The organism is Paenibacillus campi (assembly GCF_034659835.1).
Classification (GTDB): domain Bacteria; phylum Bacillota; class Bacilli; order Paenibacillales; family Paenibacillaceae; genus Saccharibacillus; species Saccharibacillus campi.
In genome coordinates, this window is the sequence record NZ_JAXSQZ010000001.1 from 296,838 (window position 1) to 314,263 (window position 17,426).

Annotated in this window: 16 protein-coding genes; 14 read left to right on the forward strand and 2 right to left on the reverse strand. The window is 47.1% G+C overall.

What is annotated here, in order from left to right; all coding sequences use genetic code 11:
- Positions 1-363: 363 nt before the first annotated feature.
- From cysT to U1I11_RS01160, 11 genes are all read left to right on the forward strand, one after another.
- Positions 364-1,182 (forward strand): sulfate ABC transporter permease subunit CysT, encoded by an 819-nt coding sequence (gene cysT / locus U1I11_RS01110; RefSeq protein ID WP_322903094.1) that lies wholly within the window; start codon positions 364-366, stop codon positions 1,180-1,182.
- A complete protein-coding gene (locus U1I11_RS01115; protein WP_322903096.1) occupies positions 1,179-1,976 on the forward strand; it encodes a sulfate ABC transporter permease subunit in 798 nt (265 codons plus the stop codon). Before cysT ends, U1I11_RS01115 begins: the two co-directional genes overlap by 4 nt.
- Position 1,977: 1 nt before the next feature.
- Positions 1,978-3,036: a sulfate/molybdate ABC transporter ATP-binding protein gene (locus tag U1I11_RS01120; RefSeq protein WP_322903098.1), complete on the forward strand. Its 1,059-nt coding sequence runs from the start codon at positions 1,978-1,980 to the stop codon at positions 3,034-3,036.
- Between the two features lie 105 nt (positions 3,037-3,141).
- On the forward strand, positions 3,142-4,149 hold the full coding sequence (locus U1I11_RS01125; protein WP_322904443.1) for a sulfate ABC transporter substrate-binding protein: 1,008 nt from the start codon (positions 3,142-3,144) through the stop codon (positions 4,147-4,149).
- A 636-nt stretch (positions 4,150-4,785) separates the two neighbouring features.
- On the forward strand, positions 4,786-5,601 hold the full coding sequence (locus U1I11_RS01130) for an MBL fold metallo-hydrolase (protein WP_322903099.1): 816 nt from the start codon (positions 4,786-4,788) through the stop codon (positions 5,599-5,601).
- Between the two features lie 366 nt (positions 5,602-5,967).
- Complete coding sequence (locus U1I11_RS01135; RefSeq protein ID WP_322903101.1) at positions 5,968-6,696, forward strand: amino acid ABC transporter ATP-binding protein; 729 nt, start codon at positions 5,968-5,970, stop codon at positions 6,694-6,696.
- 32 nt (positions 6,697-6,728) lie between these two features.
- Entirely contained in the window at positions 6,729-7,574 is an 846-nt protein-coding gene (locus U1I11_RS01140) for a glutamate ABC transporter substrate-binding protein (RefSeq protein WP_322903103.1), read from the forward strand.
- Between the two features lie 139 nt (positions 7,575-7,713).
- The gene (locus U1I11_RS01145; protein WP_322903105.1) at positions 7,714-8,367 is read left to right on the forward strand and encodes an amino acid ABC transporter permease; all 654 of its coding nucleotides are present in this window, start codon (positions 7,714-7,716) and stop codon (positions 8,365-8,367) included.
- Positions 8,368-8,607: 240 nt separating this feature from the next.
- Positions 8,608-9,273, forward strand: a complete 666-nt coding sequence (locus U1I11_RS01150; RefSeq protein WP_322903106.1) for an amino acid ABC transporter permease — start codon at positions 8,608-8,610, stop codon at positions 9,271-9,273.
- A 205-nt stretch (positions 9,274-9,478) separates the two neighbouring features.
- Entirely contained in the window at positions 9,479-10,870 is a 1,392-nt protein-coding gene (locus tag U1I11_RS01155) for an ATP-binding protein (protein WP_322903108.1), read from the forward strand.
- 1 nt (position 10,871) lies between these two features.
- Positions 10,872-11,789: a response regulator gene (locus U1I11_RS01160; RefSeq protein ID WP_322903110.1), complete on the forward strand. Its 918-nt coding sequence runs from the start codon at positions 10,872-10,874 to the stop codon at positions 11,787-11,789.
- 258 nt (positions 11,790-12,047) lie between these two features.
- Here the strand turns inward: U1I11_RS01160 and U1I11_RS01165 are convergent, their stop codons facing one another.
- Both U1I11_RS01165 and U1I11_RS01170 read right to left on the reverse strand, forming a co-directional pair.
- Complete coding sequence (locus U1I11_RS01165) at positions 12,048-12,860, reverse strand: Cof-type HAD-IIB family hydrolase (RefSeq protein ID WP_322903112.1); 813 nt, start codon at positions 12,858-12,860, stop codon at positions 12,048-12,050.
- 49 nt (positions 12,861-12,909) lie between these two features.
- Positions 12,910-13,911, reverse strand: coding sequence for a lipoate--protein ligase (locus tag U1I11_RS01170; RefSeq protein ID WP_322903114.1), 1,002 nt, complete (start codon positions 13,909-13,911; stop codon positions 12,910-12,912).
- Between the two features lie 360 nt (positions 13,912-14,271).
- Between U1I11_RS01170 and U1I11_RS01175 the strand changes: the two genes are divergently transcribed.
- From U1I11_RS01175 to U1I11_RS01185, 3 genes are all read left to right on the forward strand, one after another.
- The gene (locus U1I11_RS01175; RefSeq protein WP_322903116.1) at positions 14,272-14,454 is read left to right on the forward strand and encodes a hypothetical protein; all 183 of its coding nucleotides are present in this window, start codon (positions 14,272-14,274) and stop codon (positions 14,452-14,454) included.
- A gap of 572 nt (positions 14,455-15,026) precedes the next feature.
- Positions 15,027-16,058: an ABC transporter substrate-binding protein gene (locus U1I11_RS01180; RefSeq protein WP_322903118.1), complete on the forward strand. Its 1,032-nt coding sequence runs from the start codon at positions 15,027-15,029 to the stop codon at positions 16,056-16,058.
- Complete coding sequence (locus tag U1I11_RS01185; protein ID WP_322903120.1) at positions 16,055-17,098, forward strand: FecCD family ABC transporter permease; 1,044 nt, start codon at positions 16,055-16,057, stop codon at positions 17,096-17,098. Before U1I11_RS01180 ends, U1I11_RS01185 begins: the two co-directional genes overlap by 4 nt.
- The last annotated feature ends 328 nt before the right edge of the window (positions 17,099-17,426 follow it).

Below are 17,426 nucleotides of genomic sequence, written 5' to 3' on the forward strand. Positions count from 1 at the left end.
ATCATTTTGGCAAAAAGTCGACGGAATATTGACGCAAATGTGACGATTTTGCTAAAGTATGGCTAAGATTTAAAACCGAGTATACAAATAGGGAATAAAGGTTAAAACTTCGCCATATGAGCAAACTTAGCTTATAACAGTAGTTAATGCTTGTAATCGTTACAGGCGATTTGATGCAATCCATTTATCGTTAATGTAATCCACATGATGTTAGCCAATCGACGCAATTCGATCTGCAATTGAATTAATGCAATCTATCATGAGCTGCCTCGATCGACGTATTAAGGGCGAGCAACTTGGTCTTTATGTTATGAGCGGTGAATAAGTACAACTATTAATGGTCAACGGTAAAGGGGTCATGGCGTGAATAATACGTGGATTCGACACAAAGGCTGGACCTGGGGCTTTCGGACAACTGTATTGCTCTATTTTTTAATACTGATCGTACTGCCGATCGCTGGTGTGTATGTAAATTCATTGTCAGATGGCTGGACAGCGTTTGTGCAAAATATCGCTGATCCAATCGCCTGGAAAGCGGTGTTGCTCACTTTGCAGCTTGCACTGGTGGCGACGCTGATCAATGTGGCGATCGGCACGATGAGCGCATGGGTACTTGTACGTTATGACTTTCCTGGCAAATCGCTGCTAAACAGCATTGTCGATCTGCCATTTGCATTGCCGACTGCGGTAGGCGGATTGATGATTCTCGTGCTGCTCGGCCCGCATAGTGTAGTGGGACGGCTCGCTTCGTCGCTTGGCATTGATCTGGTGTTTCATCAGCCGGCAATTGTAGTAGCGATGGTGTTTGTGACGTTTCCGTTTGTTATTCGGGCGATTCAGCCGCTATTGGAAGAACTCGATACGTCGGCAGAGGAAGCATCATATACGCTTGGTGCTTCGCGGGCGTTAACGTTTTGGCGGGTTATTTTACCAGCGATGTTGCCAGGCATTTTGAGTGGCGCGATGCTTGCCTTTTCACGCGCATTGGCTGAATTTGGTGCGGTAGTCTTGGTAGCTGGTAATATTCCGGGGCGGACGCTGACGGCATCGGTTTACATTTTTGGTGAGGTGGAGAGCGATAATGAAGCAGGTGCGGCGGCGGTATCGATTTTGCTGCTGACATTATCATTCCTGATTCTCTGGCTTATTAATCTCGTACAAACAAGGAGAGCGGACAAATGAAAAGACTATGGATTACGCTCACCTGGCTTGTATTCAGCATTCTGATTCTCATTCCGCTTATCGTACTGGCAACCGGAGCATTTAGCGAAGGGACGGGCGGTTTTGTCAAAGCATTGGCACGACCGGAAGCGCTACATGCGCTGAAAATGACCGGTTTGATCGTAATTGTCGTCACATTGCTAAATGGACTGTTTGGTATTATGATGGGCATTTATCTCGTACGTGCTCACTGGCTTAGTCGCCGTTTACGTCAATTGTTTAATAGCATCGTCGATCTGCCGTATGCGGTATCACCCGTTATCGGCGGGTTGATGATCGTACTGCTGCTCGGACCGGATGCAATTGTGGGTGCTTTTTTTGAGCGGATTGGCTTTCAGGTCGTTTATGCGTTTCCGGGGATGGTCATTGCGACGCTGTTTGTCACTTTTCCGTTAATGGTACGTGAAGTGATGCCTGTGCTACAGGAACTGGGCACCGACCAGGAGCAGGCGGCATCTACACTTGGCGCATATAGCTGGCGGACGTTTTGGCAAGTGACCTGGCCGTCGATTCGGTGGGCGGTCATTTATGGCACGATTTTGACGGTGGCGCGCTCGCTCGGTGAGTTTGGTGCGGTGCTCGTCGTGTCCGGCAATATTATTAACAAAACGCAAACGGCAACTACACTCGTTTATCAAGATATGGAGAACTTCAATGTGACCGCAGCTAACGGCGTTGCGCTCGTGCTGGCTGTATTCTCGATCGCTCTGTTATTGCTAATGGAGCGTGCGAAGAAACGAAAGGAAGTGCACTGATATGCATATCGAAGTTCGCAATCTAGACAAGCATTTTGGTCAATTTCACGCGGTAAAAGATGTAAGCTTTTCGATCGAAAAAGGGCATTTGATCGGACTACTCGGCCCAAGCGGTGGCGGCAAAACGTCGATTTTGCGCATGCTGGCAGGGCTGGAAGCGCCGGATAGCGGTGATATCGTGTTTCACGGTGAGCGGGTCAACAATTTGCCACCCCAGGAGCGGGAGATCGGTTTTGTATTCCAAAACTACGCGCTGTTCAAACATATGACCGTATTTGAAAATATCGCGTTTGGGCTAAAAGTGAAAAAGCTGAAAAAGCAGGCGATTCGCGAGCGTGTACAACAATTGGTCGAGCTGACCGGATTGTCTGGTTTTGAGCATCGGTATCCGCATCAGCTGTCCGGTGGGCAGCGGCAACGGGTTGCGTTTGCAAGAGCGCTGGCACCGCAACCGCAATTGCTGCTGCTTGATGAGCCGTTTGCTGCGATCGATGCGAAGATTCGGCAGGAGCTGCGCACATGGCTGCGTGAGCTGATCGAACGTGTCGGCATCACATCGATTTTTGTTACCCATGATCAGGATGAAGCGATTGAAGTGGCGGACGAGATTATGATCATTAATGGCGGACGAGTCGAGCAAAAAGGCACACCGTGGGACATTTACAAACAGCCATCAACACCGTTTGTCGCTTCATTTATCGGGGAATCGACGATAATCGACGAGGTTAATCGGCTGAAAGGGTTTGAAAATAGTTCGCATGCAGCGCGTGCGCTCATCCGTCCCGAATATATCGAAATCGGACATGCTAGCGAATTTCGGCTGCTGTCGGCGACGGAAAAAGGGATCGTACGTCATTTGCATTTTCGTGGCAGTCAGTGGATGGTCGAGGTGGAGGTGGGCACAAGCCGCCTGATCACCTATCGTTCGCTGGAAAAGGAAACGCTGGAGATTGGACAGGAAGTGCATGTGCTTGTACACCGTGCGTATTTGTTTAACGATGATGAAAGCTGGATCGCTGAAAATGCATTGAAGGCGGATAATGTATCGATGTTTATTTAAGTCGCCTGATGAAAAGAGGAGGAATCCGGCGTGAGCACAATAGGCAATAATACACGGTGGAAACGATACGGCGTTGGTGGACTGGCAATTTTGCTGCTGTTTACGATGCTGCTGTCCGGCTGTGGGCAAAAGGGCAACGAATCGTCCGCATCGGCAACACCGACGAATAGCGCAGACGTCACGCTCGTTATCGGTGCGTACAGTGTGGCAAAGGATGCAATAGGCGAGATTTTGCCGAAATTTCAAGCGTATTGGAAGCAGAAGACCGGGCAGACGGTTAATTTTCAGGAATCGTATGAAGCGTCAGGCACACAAGCGCGAGCGATTGCCGGTGGCTTTGAAGCGGATGTGGCGATTTTGTCGCTGGAAGGTGATGTTGATAAACTCGTCAAAGCCGGTCTAGTTAATAAAAATTGGAAAAAGGATGCACCGGATAACGGAATGATCACACGCTCGATCGTCGTGCTAGGCACACGTAAAGGTAATCCGCTCGGTATTCACAGCTTTCAAGATTTGACCCGTCCGGGTGTAAAAGTACTGTATCCTAATCCCAAAACATCAGGCGGCGCACAATGGGACATTAATGCGATCTATGGCGCAGGATTGAAAGCATCGGAGCGAGCAGAGGGCAAAAAAGACCCTGCTGCGGCAAAAGCATTTCTAGAGGCAGTGCATAAAAATATCGAATCACTCGACAAAAGCGGACGCGCTTCGATGGCGGCGTTTGAATACGGTGTTGGTGATGTGATCGTCACGTATGAAAATGAACTGCTGGCACGGATCGCCAAAGGTGCTGCTTATGATCTGGTCGTACCGAACGATACGATTTTGATCGAAAATCCGGCGGCTGTAGTGGATGCGTATGCCGACAAACATGGTACACGTAAAGTGGCAGAGGCGTTTTTGCAGTATTTGTACAGCCCGGAAGCACAGGAGATTTTCGCGCAAAATGGGTTCCGTCCGGTGGACAAAACGGTCTTTAAAGAGCATGAAAAAGAGTTTCCAACACCGCCGGGATTGTTTGATATTAACTATTTGGGCGGTTGGAGCAAGGTGCGCAGTACATTGTATTCCAAGCGCGGGATTTGGTATCAGGTGTTGGCAGGAATTTAGAGTTCAAGCGGACGGTCATTATCTAGTCCGTGCGTGCTAGCGATCTTGCATACGAATATGCCGGGAACAATGGATGTGCGGTAAAACCGCGATCAGATTGAAACCGCGTTGGAATGGATCAACATATGAGGTAGTTTGTCCGATGATAACGATATATGGCAATCAACAAGGGAAAAGCCGTCAAACGCGCTTTTCCCTTGTTTATGATATGTTATGCATCGATTGTATAGGCATATCGATACACGGATGGAAGTTTACATGATCACATATCGCAAATTTCGCTAAAATGGTATAATGTAATGTATAATCGTATGGATACAAATAACTATGAATCAATCTGAACAGCCTGACTTTTACATTCGCTATGACGGCTGAACAGGTCGCCTGATGCCACTTGACTGGCTAGCGCAGACCGGCAGAGCGATTTTTTGTTGGCAGGCACGGTAATCCGGTAATGAAGCGATGTGTTGACACGGATCAATGAGCTTTATCATCCGGTAGGATCGATTAGCGTGTCTACCTGTACCACACAATCGAAGCGAAGCGGTATACTTACGGATATAAGCTTGCCAGTACGGATACTGTAATCTTGACGAGCAAAGACGATATCAACTAGGCGCAAGGAGAGAAAACGGAATGAACGGACGCATAGTGGACCGATTAACTTTTTTGGGTACCGGAGATGCGATGGGGGTTCCCCGCGTATATTGCGATTGTGAAGTATGCGAGGAGGCACGAAGCGGAGGTAGCAATCGCAGATTGCGTTCTTCGGTACTCATCGAAGGAAATGGTGGCGATTTCCTGATGGATTGCGGTCCTGACTGGCGATTGCAAATGGAAATGATCAATCGTCGTGCAGATATTACAGATATTGTGATTACACATGCCCATTTTGATCATATTGGCGGTTTGCCGGAATGGGCGGATGCTTGTCGCTGGCAAGAAAAGCGTGGACGTGTATTTGCGCCGCAGGAAGTGCTTGATCTGATCATGCGCCAGTTTCCGTGGATTGATCGCCATCTGGAGCTGACCGCAAATGATGAAGGGATGCTGCTGAGCGGCTGGCGGCTGACACCTTGGAAAGTGAATCATGGGCAAAATGGGTATGCTTACGCCTACCGATTGGAAAAGCAGGATTTTAACTGGGTGTATTGCCCAGATGCGATCGGTATGACTGAGGAACAAAAGCGTCCGTTAGAGCGACTTGACCTGCTTGTGCTCGGCACTAGTTTTGTCCACGAGCAAGCTGAATATGCGACACGCTCGGTGTATGATATGCATGAAGCTGCCGTTTTGATCGAAGAAGTGTCCCCGATTCAAACGATTTTTACGCATATGTCGCATTATGTGGATGTGCGGCAAAAGTTGCCGTTGCCAGAAGGCGCGACAACAGCGCGCACAGGCATGACGATTGATCTGGGTAATTATTCCGCTCTGTTGTCGGAGGAATAACAGGCAGTTGTTCATCGCTAACCGCGTTGGAGGTAGACTTCAATTGGAGTCGCATACGAGTAAAAGCCGAAGCGATGGTGAATAGGCTTCGGTTTTTAATGTGTAGCTAGATTGCTGTATAATAGTACGAATGATGTATTAAGTTACATAGCAATGGCATAGTTTGTAGAGGAATCGGTATCAAATGATACCGGTTTCTTTGTGTTTTTTGGATGATTATTTAGACAAAATGTTTTATTTTTAACGATGTGAAGTCGGATTACGTAGTATTATGTAGTCTTGCTTTAGGATTATAAAAAATGTCATTATTCCTTACAACATAATCCTAATAAATGGCTATTTTGTACATATGAGAGGAGGAGTAAGATGATTACCTTCCATGAAGTTAACAAATTTTATGGTGATTTTCAGGTATTAACGGGCATTAATCTTCATGTTGAACCAGGTGAGGTAGTCGTCGTGCTTGGACCTTCCGGTTCCGGTAAAAGTACGATGCTGCGCTGTATTAATCGGCTGGAAGAAACGAGCAGCGGACAGCTGACCGTTAATGGTGTAAGAGTGGATGAACGCAAAACCGATCTGAACAAGCTGCGTCGCAATATCGGGATGGTGTTTCAGCATTTTAATCTGTACCCGCACAAAAAGGTGATCGATAATATTACACTTGCTCCGATCAAAGCGCTCGGTGTGTCCAAAGCAGAAGCACACCAAACGGCAATGCAGTATTTGGAAAAGGTTGGAATCGCTGATAAAGCGCAGGCGTATCCGTCCCAACTGTCTGGCGGGCAACAGCAGCGTGTCGCAATTGCACGCGGGCTGGCGATGAAACCACAAATTATGTTGTTTGACGAGCCGACATCGGCGCTTGATCCCGAAATGGTCGGAGAGGTGCTTGATGTAATGAAAGCACTCGCTCGTGAAGGGATGACGATGGTCGTAGTTACCCATGAGATGGGCTTTGCGCGTGAGGTGGCGGATCGGGTTGTATTTATGGATCAAGGTAAAATTATCGAAGAAGCGCCGCCGGAACAGTTTTTCTCCGCTCCACGTGAAGAACGTGCCCAGTTGTTTTTAAGCCGTTTGCTTAACCATTAATGATTATATTTCAGACGAAAAGGGGAAATACAATGACTAACAAAAAGAGATTTTCATTCCTGCTCGTATGTTTGATCGCACTCGTAACCGTACTTGGAGCATGTAGCACAACGACTGCTCCAAGCGCAAGCAATGGTGCAAACGGCACCGATAACGCCAGTTCGGTGCTAGATCAGATCAAACAGCGCGGCAAGCTGATCGTTGGCGTGAAATATGATACAAAGCTGTTTGGATTGAAAGACCCGGCAAGCGGCAATGTGGAAGGGTTTGATGTCGATATGGCACATGCGCTTGCTAAAAGCATTCTTGGCGACGCAAGCAAAGTGGAGCTAAAAGAAGTGACTTCCAAAACACGTATCCCGATGCTGAACAATGGCGATGTTGATATGGTCATCGCCACGATGACGATTACGGATGAGCGCAAAAAAGAAGTCGACTTCTCGAATGTGTATTTTCAAGCTGGTCAATCGCTGTTAGTGAAAAAAGGCAGCCCGATCAAAGGCATTGAAGATGTGACCGCTAATACAACGATTTTGGCAGCCAAAGGCGCTACTTCGATCAAAAATATCGAAGCCAAAGTACCGGGCGTCAAAGTACTGGAATATGATAACTACCAAGATGCATTCAATGCGCTCAAAGCGGGACAAGGTGATGCGCTGACGACGGATGATGCGATTTTGTACGGTATGGCTGCACAGGACCCGAACTATGAAGTAGTCGGTAAACCATTTACAGATGAGCCGTATGGCATCGCTGTGAAAAAAGGTCAAACCGCACTTGTAGACGCGATCAACAAAGGATTGAGCGAGATGAAAGCAGACGGTTCGTACAATGAAATGTACAAAAAATGGATCGGTAAAGAGCCTGAAAGCAAATAAGTAATCCGGTATAAACCAAATGATCCGGCATTGCTCACAGAGCAGATGACAAAGGGTGGGCGAGTCGTGCCCATCCTTTTCATTCTAGTTCGATTTCAATCATTGTAGTGAACATGAAAAGCTGAAGGAGGGATGCTGGATGATCGATTTTTCGATTCTGGTCAATTATTTCCCCTATTATGTGGAAGGTTTTTTAAATACGATTTTGGCGAGTGTGCTGGCGTTGATTGGCAGCTTTGTGTTGGGCGCGGTGTTGGCGGTATTTCGGATTACCGGTATGAAGCCGCTGCAATGGATCGGCACTGCTTATGTAGAGTTTGTGCGTAACATCCCATTATTGCTGATCGTATTCTTTTTCTGGTATGCATTGCCGACATTTGGCATGCGCTTGAATGGATTTCAAGCGGGTACGGTTGGATTGACGGTCTATACTGCTGCTTTTATTGCAGAAGCGATTCGTGCCGGCATTTTGTCTGTACCGAAAGGGCAAATGGAGGCGGCACGTTCGTCAGGCATGACGTATGTACAGGCGATGGTGCATGTTATTTTGCCACAAGCGATCAAACTGGTCATCCCGCCGCTTAGCAATCAGTTTATTAACTTAATCAAAAATTCCTCTGTTTTAACCGTGGTGGCGGGTCTGGATTTGATGTATTTTGCCGATAAGGTGAATGGTGATAGCTATGCAACGGTAAGTGCGTATGTGTTTGCCGGGTTGTTTTATCTTGTGCTGACATTGCCGATGAGTTATGGCTCGCATGTGCTGGAACGTCGATTGGCGAAAAGCTCCTGATGCGGTGTATGGAATAGGAATAGATGTGTACAGGGATACAGTAGTCGTGTGTGACATCTTTCCGGTAGCTTGGCTTGATCCATGTGATCATATGAATAGCTGATGTTCGTAGAGTGTGGATGATCTGAATACAAGCTAACGCTACGGACGATACATAGCAGCTTGTTGGATCACCTGCATACATATTCGCTCGAAAAGCCCGATAGCTGATACCGGCACAGAGGAAGAAGGAGGGATCGTATGGATTTTGCGGGAGCTTATTCAGCCGATAATTTGCGTTTTTTAATGGAAGGTTTGGAGATGACGTTATACGTCGCGTTTTGGGCGATTTTGTTAAGTTTTGTGATCGGTTGTATTATTGGGGTTATTCGCTATATGCAAGTGCCTGTACTGGCGCAGGTGTTGGCGGTTATTGTAGAAGTGCTACGGAATTTGCCGCTACTGCTCATTATCTTTTTCATCCAATTTGCAATTCCACAAATTTCATTTTTTGGTTTACAATTTAAATTTACGATTCCAGCAGGGGCGATTATTGCGCTAACATTGTTTGAAGCGGCGATGATCTCGGAAGTGGTGCGTGCTGGTCTGAAGTCGATTCCAAAAGGGCAAGTAGAAGCGGCACGTTCGTCCGGGCTTGGCTCGATCCGTACATTATGGCATATCGTGTTGCCGCAAGGTTTGCGCCGGATGGTGCCGCCGCTCGTCAGTCAATTTATTTCGCTGCTCAAAGATACATCGTTGGCGGTAATCGTCGCACTGGCTGAGCTAATGCATAATGCACAAATTATTATCGGTCAAAGCCCGAATTTTTCGATTCCGATTTTGCTGCTTGTCGCGATGATCTATTTTGTTGTAAATTATACATTATCACTAATCTCAAGACGGCTGGAGACGAGAACGGTTTGACGGTTACTCACACGATGTGCGAATGATACGACTAGCGTATTACAATATCATTACAACTATCGATTGCGATACGATCTATTTTGGCATAGTGAACAGTAGGAAGCCGGTTTCCGGAAGGAAGCCGGTTTTTGCTATATGCGTAGCTGTCGTCGTACACGAATAGCATTGTATTTTTGCGATCAAAACCGCATGAGAGGGACATTTTATGGTAACATATAAACAATTTCAAAAATCGATGATTGTCGTGCTGTCCACATTCCGGAAGCCTGTCGCCCGCTTCCGCCGCAAGGAGGCTGAAGGGCGGATGCCTGCATTGTTTAGAAACGAAAAAATTCAGATGTTCGTGGTGGCGCTTGGTACGGCTATAGCAGGGGAGTTCAAAATCAATCCGGTGCCTGGTGATCTGTTTCGCATTGGTCTTGGTGGCAGTGCGTTTTTGCTGTTTTTGCTGTTGATGACACGACTTCCGTATATACGTACCGGTTTGTATACGGCAGTGACGGTAATTGTATTTCGGATGGTGCTTGACTATGTGTTTACACCGGACAGCTTTTCTCTGCTAAACAGTTTGCAAATTCATACGTCGGCAGGGCTGTATTATTTGACATTTGCGTGCGGGATGGCGCTTATTCAAGGTCAGATTGAACGGATGCATTTGTTGTTGCTTGGTGTGGTGGCAACTTGTATCGATTTTGGCTCGAATACGGTTGAGATGGTATCGCGGTGGCTATTAAATGGCTCGGATATCGTTAATCCGGCGACATGGGGCTATATTGCGCTCGTAGCGGCAATCCGCGGCTTTTTTGTAACCGGTTTGTACAGTAGCATCGCGGTCAGTCAAATTCGCGCGCTCTCGCAGGAGCAAAACAAGCGCATGGAGCAAATGCTATCGATCAATTCGGGGCTGTATGGTGAAGTGTTTTATTTGCGCAAATCGATGGATACGATCGAGCGCGTGACGAGCAGCAGTTATCGGCTCTATACCGATTTAAAGCGTGCCGAATTGAAGGAATTTAGCCAGCGCCAGCTTGGTATTACCCAGGAAATACATGAGGTAAAAAAAGATTCCCAGCGCGTTGCTGCCGGCTTGCTCAAGCTGTTTGATCAGGAAACGAAAATGGTGCTCGCGCTGTCCGAAATTATGGATTATGCGATTCGTGGCAATCGTAAATATGCGGTTATGCTCAAAAAGCAGGCGTCTATTAGCGCTTATCTGGATGAAGACTTTGTAACTGCGGATTATATTCCGCTGCTGACGCTGCTTAATAATTTGCTGGCGAATGCGATTGAAGCGCTAGGGGATACCGGTTCAATCGAGTTGCGGATCGAGCAGGAAGGCTGCTGGACAGTCATTACGGTGTCCGATTCAGGCAAAGGTATTCCGGCGAAACACCGAGATACGATCTTTGAGCCTGGCTTTACAACGAAATTCGGTGAAGGCGGCAGCGCAGCGACCGGAATCGGGCTATCGCATGTGCATGATATTATCGGCTCGCTTGGCGGTACGATCAAGTTGTATACGGATAAGCAACATGCACCGTGGACAACGATTTTTCGAGTCAAGCTACCGACCGGAACGTTAAAAAAGGGGGAGTAGTATGGGATTGACTTTTTGTATTGTGGACGATGATCCAGCAACACGAGCAATGCTGGAAAATATTATTCAGGAAAGCCGACTCGGGGAAGTGACCGGTACAGCACGCGGTGGTGAGGAAGGCATACGCATCATTTTGGAAACGAAACCGGATGTGGTGCTCATCGATTGGCTGATGCCGGATCAAGATGGGTTGGAGACGATTACGCAACTTAAACGTCAAGGTTTTGACGGCAAATATGTGATGATCTCGCAAATTGAAAATCAGGAAATGGTCGGGGAAGCGTACCAATCGGGAATTGAGTTTTTCATTCGTAAGCCGATTAACCGGATCGAAGTAGAATCGGTGCTAACACGGGTGAGTGAACATGCGGAAATTCGTCGCTATTTGCATGAATTGAAGTCATCATTGTCCAAGCTGGATACGCTCAATTTGTTATCCGCTGATCGGCAAACAGTCGCTGCGGTTAAGCCGCGCAGTGTGAGTGAAGTGATTCGTCCGATTTATATGAACCTCGGTATCGTGGGCGAAGCCGGGTGCAGCGATATTACGGCAATTATGGAAATGTTGTTGCAACATGGGCAAAGCGGGCCTTTTCCACCACTGAAACAGCTGTATGAAGGGGTGGCGGCAGGATATAAAGCAACACCGCGCGAGATCGATAAAGAAGCCAAAGCGATTGAGCAGCGGATTCGCCGCACGGTAACGACAGCGCTGACACATCTGGCTTCAATCGGGCTGACTGATTACGGTAATCCAAAGTTTGAGCATTATGCACCGCTCTATTTTGATTTTGAAGACATTCGGGCGAAGATGAAGGAAATCGATGAAGAACGTGATGATGGTAAGAGTAAGGTAAGCATTAAAAAGTTTTTGCAGGTGTTGTATTTGGAAGCGCTGGATCAGATGAAAATGGGATGAAGCAAGGGTATACAAAAAGCACCTTGCGGTGAGTATAGGATTATCCATCCGTTAGCTAAACGGGATGATCCTATACTCTCTGGCAAGGTGCTTGTTTGCATGGGACAAAACGAATGAAGCGATGCAGTTGGAACGGGTGGAGCCGACAAACACATAAATGAATACTACATGCAGCCCTGTCTAGACCGCATCTAAGCGGCTACAGTCTGGCTCCTTCACGTCCGCTTTCCCATTCAAGCCTGCTGCTGCTGAATCATATTAAACGGAAGCTTGCTCCGCATTCAAAATGAACTTTTCGATCACTTGTTTTACACCGTCTTCATTGTTGCTAGCTGTAATATAATCAGCGATCGCTTTCAGCGGCTCGATGGCATTGCCCATCGCTACGCCAAGACCGGCAACTTCCAGCATCTCATGATCATTCCATGAATCTCCGACAGCGATCGTATCTTGCAAAGCGCAGCCGAAGTGGTTAGCAAGAAATGTCAATGCAGCACCTTTAGTGCCTTCATGATGCATAATTTCGAGAAATTCCGGCTTGGACTTCGTAATATGCACGCTATCGCCAAGCAGTTCACGCAAAATTGGTTGCAGCTCATCGAGAAATGCCGGATCGTCAATAATGAGCATTTTCGGTGTTGGCAATTCCATCAATTTGGAAAAATCAGGCTCGATGTAATACGGTGTACGATTGAGTGTAGTGTAGTCGATCAAATGCTGGTTCAACTCGCGTGCATACAGCTTATCGTCGATATATGTTTGCAGATGCAGATTGTGTTCGATACAGTAGTCATGCAGTTTGCGTGCAGCTTCGACCGGAACATAACGCTCGTACAGTACTTGTTCATCCATCAGATTTTTCACGAGTGCGCCTTGATACGTAATGATCGGTACGTTCAGCCCGGTTTGACGAGCGATCGCTTGTGCGGAAGCATAAGCGCGACCGGTAGCGAGTGTAACGACTGTACCTTTCGCTACCGCTTGTTCTAGTGCCTGCTGGGTAGCAGGGGTGACTTCTTTGTTATCGTTAATGAGTGTGTCGTCAATATCGATTGCAATCAATTTGTACATAGGGTTTACGCTCCTTCAATCCAATTGGGTATGTTTCTATTTATAAAAATTAGTCTTCCAGCAGCACCAGTCCGATAAATTCATCCAGCTCGATATTGCCAAAATAATGCTTGATGTCTATGCCGCTCATCGCCTCGCGTACACTGATCTCCTCATAACGCTTGCCGCGCAGACGATCTTCAATATCAGCTACATCGCCAATGCCGAAAAAGTCGCCGTAAATTTTGATCTCCTGAATATGCCCGTCTTTAATATCCATCCGAATATCGATAATGCCGACCGGGAATTTGCGTGTATGTTTAATATTCGATGCTGGCGATTGCCCGTAATTCCAATCCCAGTTGCGATAACGTTCGGCAGAAATGTCATGGATTTTGTTCCAATCCTGCTCTGTGAGCACATACTGCGGCACATCAGCTGGCTCCACGCCAAAAATATGGCGCAAAATTTCGTCGCGGAACTGCTGCATCGTCAGCGGCGCTTGCAAAAATTCGGAAATATTGGCGACACGGCTGCGGACGGACTTGGTGCTTTTTGATTTAAACTTTTCCGGGTTGACCTTAAGTGCGGATTGCACATTGTCCAGCTCAGAGTCGAACATAAGCGTACCGTGGCTAAACATTCGTCCACGGGTGGAAAATTGAGCATTACCGGAAATTTTGCGTTCGCCTACTTGCAGATCATTACGTCCAGACAGATCGGCAGCGACGCCAAGCTGGTGTAATGCTTCAACGACAGGCTGGGTAAATTTGCGGAAATTGTGGAACGACTGTCCGTCATCTTTGGTCAAAAAGCTGAAGTTTAAATTGCCGTGGTCATGATATACCGCGCCACCGCCGGACAGACGACGGACGACATGAATATGGTTCGCCTTCACATATTCGGCATTGATTTCTTCAATCGTATTTTGATGTTTACCGATAATGATCGATGGCTCATTAATGTAAAATAGCAAATAGCTGTCATCCATCGGCAAATGCTTGAGCACAAACTCCTCAATCGCCAGATTGATGGTCGGGTCATGAATCCCCTGGTTATCAATAAAAAGCATGGGACGTTCCTCCAGTATCATTTTACGTTGCCGGTCAGTTGCGAGTGTGTGCCGCTGCGACGATCCTGGCGGAAAAGAAGCGAACGATGAACTTCGTTTCATGCTGATTCGGTACGGTTTGTTGCTCTGGTCGGTGACCGAGGGGAGCGTACACTATACGGCAAACAGAAGCATACAGGGCATACTGCCTTCTTGTCCATTGTAAACGAAACCGTCTGTAAAACCAATTGAATGTTGCAAAATGACAGTATCGATCACTGGCAACGATCATAGTAAATTCCATTAAAATCCATAATGTCGTTTTACAGGAAAAAGGGAAGGGTAATAAAAAATAACGCTTGCAAAAGGAGGCAAATCATCATGAATGATCAAGCACGACAATTGCTGAAAAGTAAGCAGGAGAAGGATGAACACAATCAGGATATGAAAAAGTTTGTGGAAGGCAAAGAGCAGGCGCCTGATTTGGAACAGGCAGTGTCCGATCAGAATCGTCAGCCAGATCAGCAAAATCGGATGAAAGACCAGGAAAATCGAATTACCTGATAGTGAATAACACGATATATGAAGCTAATAAGCGTGTGATGGTGCTAGTTGTCGAGCTAGTAGTTTGACCAGCTTACATTTCATGTCTGATGGACTACATCTTATGAAAAATACGCTGGAATCGTAGCCCCAAAACATCTCTGCTCTGCACGATCAAACTACCTAATTTAACGCGGTCAAGCTACTAGTAGCTTGTCTCAAATATATTTATAGTTTGTCGATCTAACCATTGCTTGATGATGAATCGGTTAAGGTACGTTCAAACAAAATTTCCATTTGAGACAGACTACTAGGGCATAATGGTGCATTAATGCTGACTTAATATTCAGCGTATTTAGATTTATTTAGATTAAGATGATACAAACAATGATCCCCTCCGGGCAAATAGTGAACAAAGCTCATCGCTTGATGAGACAAACACTGTAGACCGGAGGGGATTTTTGGGCTGCGATATACATATCATGCAAATGCAATTGTGACAATCATCATTATGCCCTATAATCAGGGGGATTGTATTGGTGTTGACCGAATGTGATCTAAGATTATGCATATGCCCAAAAGGAGACTTAGTGATGAATTTTAACGCTTCCAAACTGCGCTGGATGTATTCGATCCTGATTACAGCCGCGTTATCGATGCTGCTATCTGCCTGCGCACCAACGCAGCCTGCGCCAGCGACTGAGCAATCTGCATCTGAAAGTGCAGCAACAAACAACAGCAATTCCGTAACATCCACTGAAAGCAAGACGACTGATGAACAGACGACCTATCCGCTTACGGTTAACGATGCGACCGGTTATGCGTTTACGTTTACACAACAGCCACAACGCATCGTCTCGATTTCACCTGCCGAGACGGAAGCGCTATTCGCACTTGGACTTGATAAGCAAATCGTTGGTGTATCGGAATACGATAATTATCCGGCAGGGGTGAAAACAAAAGCACAGATCGGCGGTGTGAGTAAACCGGATGTGGAAGCGATCGTGGCGCTGCGCCCGGACGTCGTATTTACCGGTATTTCTTCAAGTGAAGCATTGGTGAAAGAACTGCGTGCAGCCGGTATTCCTATTTTCAAAACGACGCCTAAAACGATCGCTGATGTCATCAGCAATATCGAGCTGTACGGCAAAATTACGAATCATCAGGCGGAAGCAAAACAAGTTACCGATCATATGCGTCAGCAGATGAAAACGGTCACCGATGCGGTCGCTTCATTGACACCGGAGCAGAAGAAAAAAGTGTATATCGAATTTTCGCCAGGTTGGACGGTCGGTAAAGGCGAATTTATGGATGAGATGATTACACTGGCTGGCGGTATCAATATTGCGGGCAATACGACCGGCTGGCATGAAATTAATGAAGAAGCGATCGTTGCTGCTAATCCAGATGTAATTTTATATTCCAAACAATCAACCGATCCGACGACTAAACAAACGCTCGATCAAATTATTCGCGCACGCAGCGGCTGGAACAAGATCAAAGCGATTCAAAATGACCAGCTGTTCGGACTTGACGATGATCTGGTCAGTCGTCCCGGCCCGCGGGTAACTGACGGTCTAGTTGAGATCGCACAGGCGATGTATCCGAATTTGTTCAAGCAATGAGTCGCCGATATGTATTGCCGTTATTGATATTTCTGCTGTTGCTTATCGTTAGTGTTGTGCTGAATACAGGCATCGGCTCCGTGTATATACCGGGTAGTCAAATTGTACGCATGTTGCTGCATCATCTGCCAGGCATGCAGCGCTGGACGACACCGGATTGGAGTGAGGCAGCCGAGCAAATTATGCTTTATATTCGTTTGCCGCGTGTGCTGCTGGCGCTGCTCGTTGGGGCGGCGCTAGGATTGGCGGGAGCGGCGTTTCAAGGTGTACTGCGCAATCCGCTTGCCGATCCGTTTACGCTTGGTGTATCGTCCGGTTCGTCGGTTGGGGCGGCGGTATTAATTTTTACCGGTTATCAGTATTCGTTGTTTGGCGGCTGGACTTTGCCGCTAATTGCCTTTGTCAGCGGGGCGATGACGCTGTATATCGTACTGGCGCTGGCGAGAGAGCAGGGCACTATTCCGACAGGCAGCTTGATTTTGGCGGGCGTCGTGATGCAGTCATTTCTCGGTGCGATCGTCTCGTTTCTGGCGTCGATGTCAGAAGGTAGTGTAAATGAGATTATTTTCTGGACGATGGGAAGTTTGAGTTTGCGCGGCTGGGCGTATGTGTTGGCGATGTTGCCGTATGTTACGGTCGGTCTGTTACTGCTATGGAGCCAGGCGCGTACGATGAATGTGTTATCGCTCGGAGAACGGGAGGCAGCGCATCTAGGCGTGAATGTCGATCGTACGAAGACGATTGTACTGATGATTGCGACACTCATCACCGCTGCGGCGGTATCGGTATCCGGTGTCGTTGCGTTTGTCGGTCTTGTCGTGCCGCATATGATCCGTTTGCTGCTCGGACCCGATTATCGGCTGCTCATTCCATTGTCCGCACTGGGCGGCGGTATTTTTCTAATGTGGGCGGATACGGCGGCACGCACGGTGCTGGCACCTACGGAAATTCCGCTCGGTGTGGTGACTGCGTTTGTAGGGGCACCGTTTTTTGCTTATTTATTGCATCGTAGTAAACAGAAGCAGCGCGAGATGATGTGATGGGCTAGCCAAGTTCGTAGTTTGACCGGGATGAATTTGAATGTTAAAGCTGGTTTAAATTTTGAGCGATAGAGATACGTGTGTACAATCACAATGCATAGTTAACTTGGTCTAAGTATTAAGGCGTGTACGCAAACTCGTAGGTTGCGAGTTGCAGTGGTTACTGCCTTAACAAGCTATGTTTGCGTACACGTTTTAGTAAGCTGATTGCGCTAAAGGTGAAGTTTAATGTCATATAGCCTAGAGAAATTTATAGTCTGATGCAGGTATATGTGCATAGGATGGAGTCAATCCGATAGTGTATTTAAGCTGGTCAACGTACTAGGGC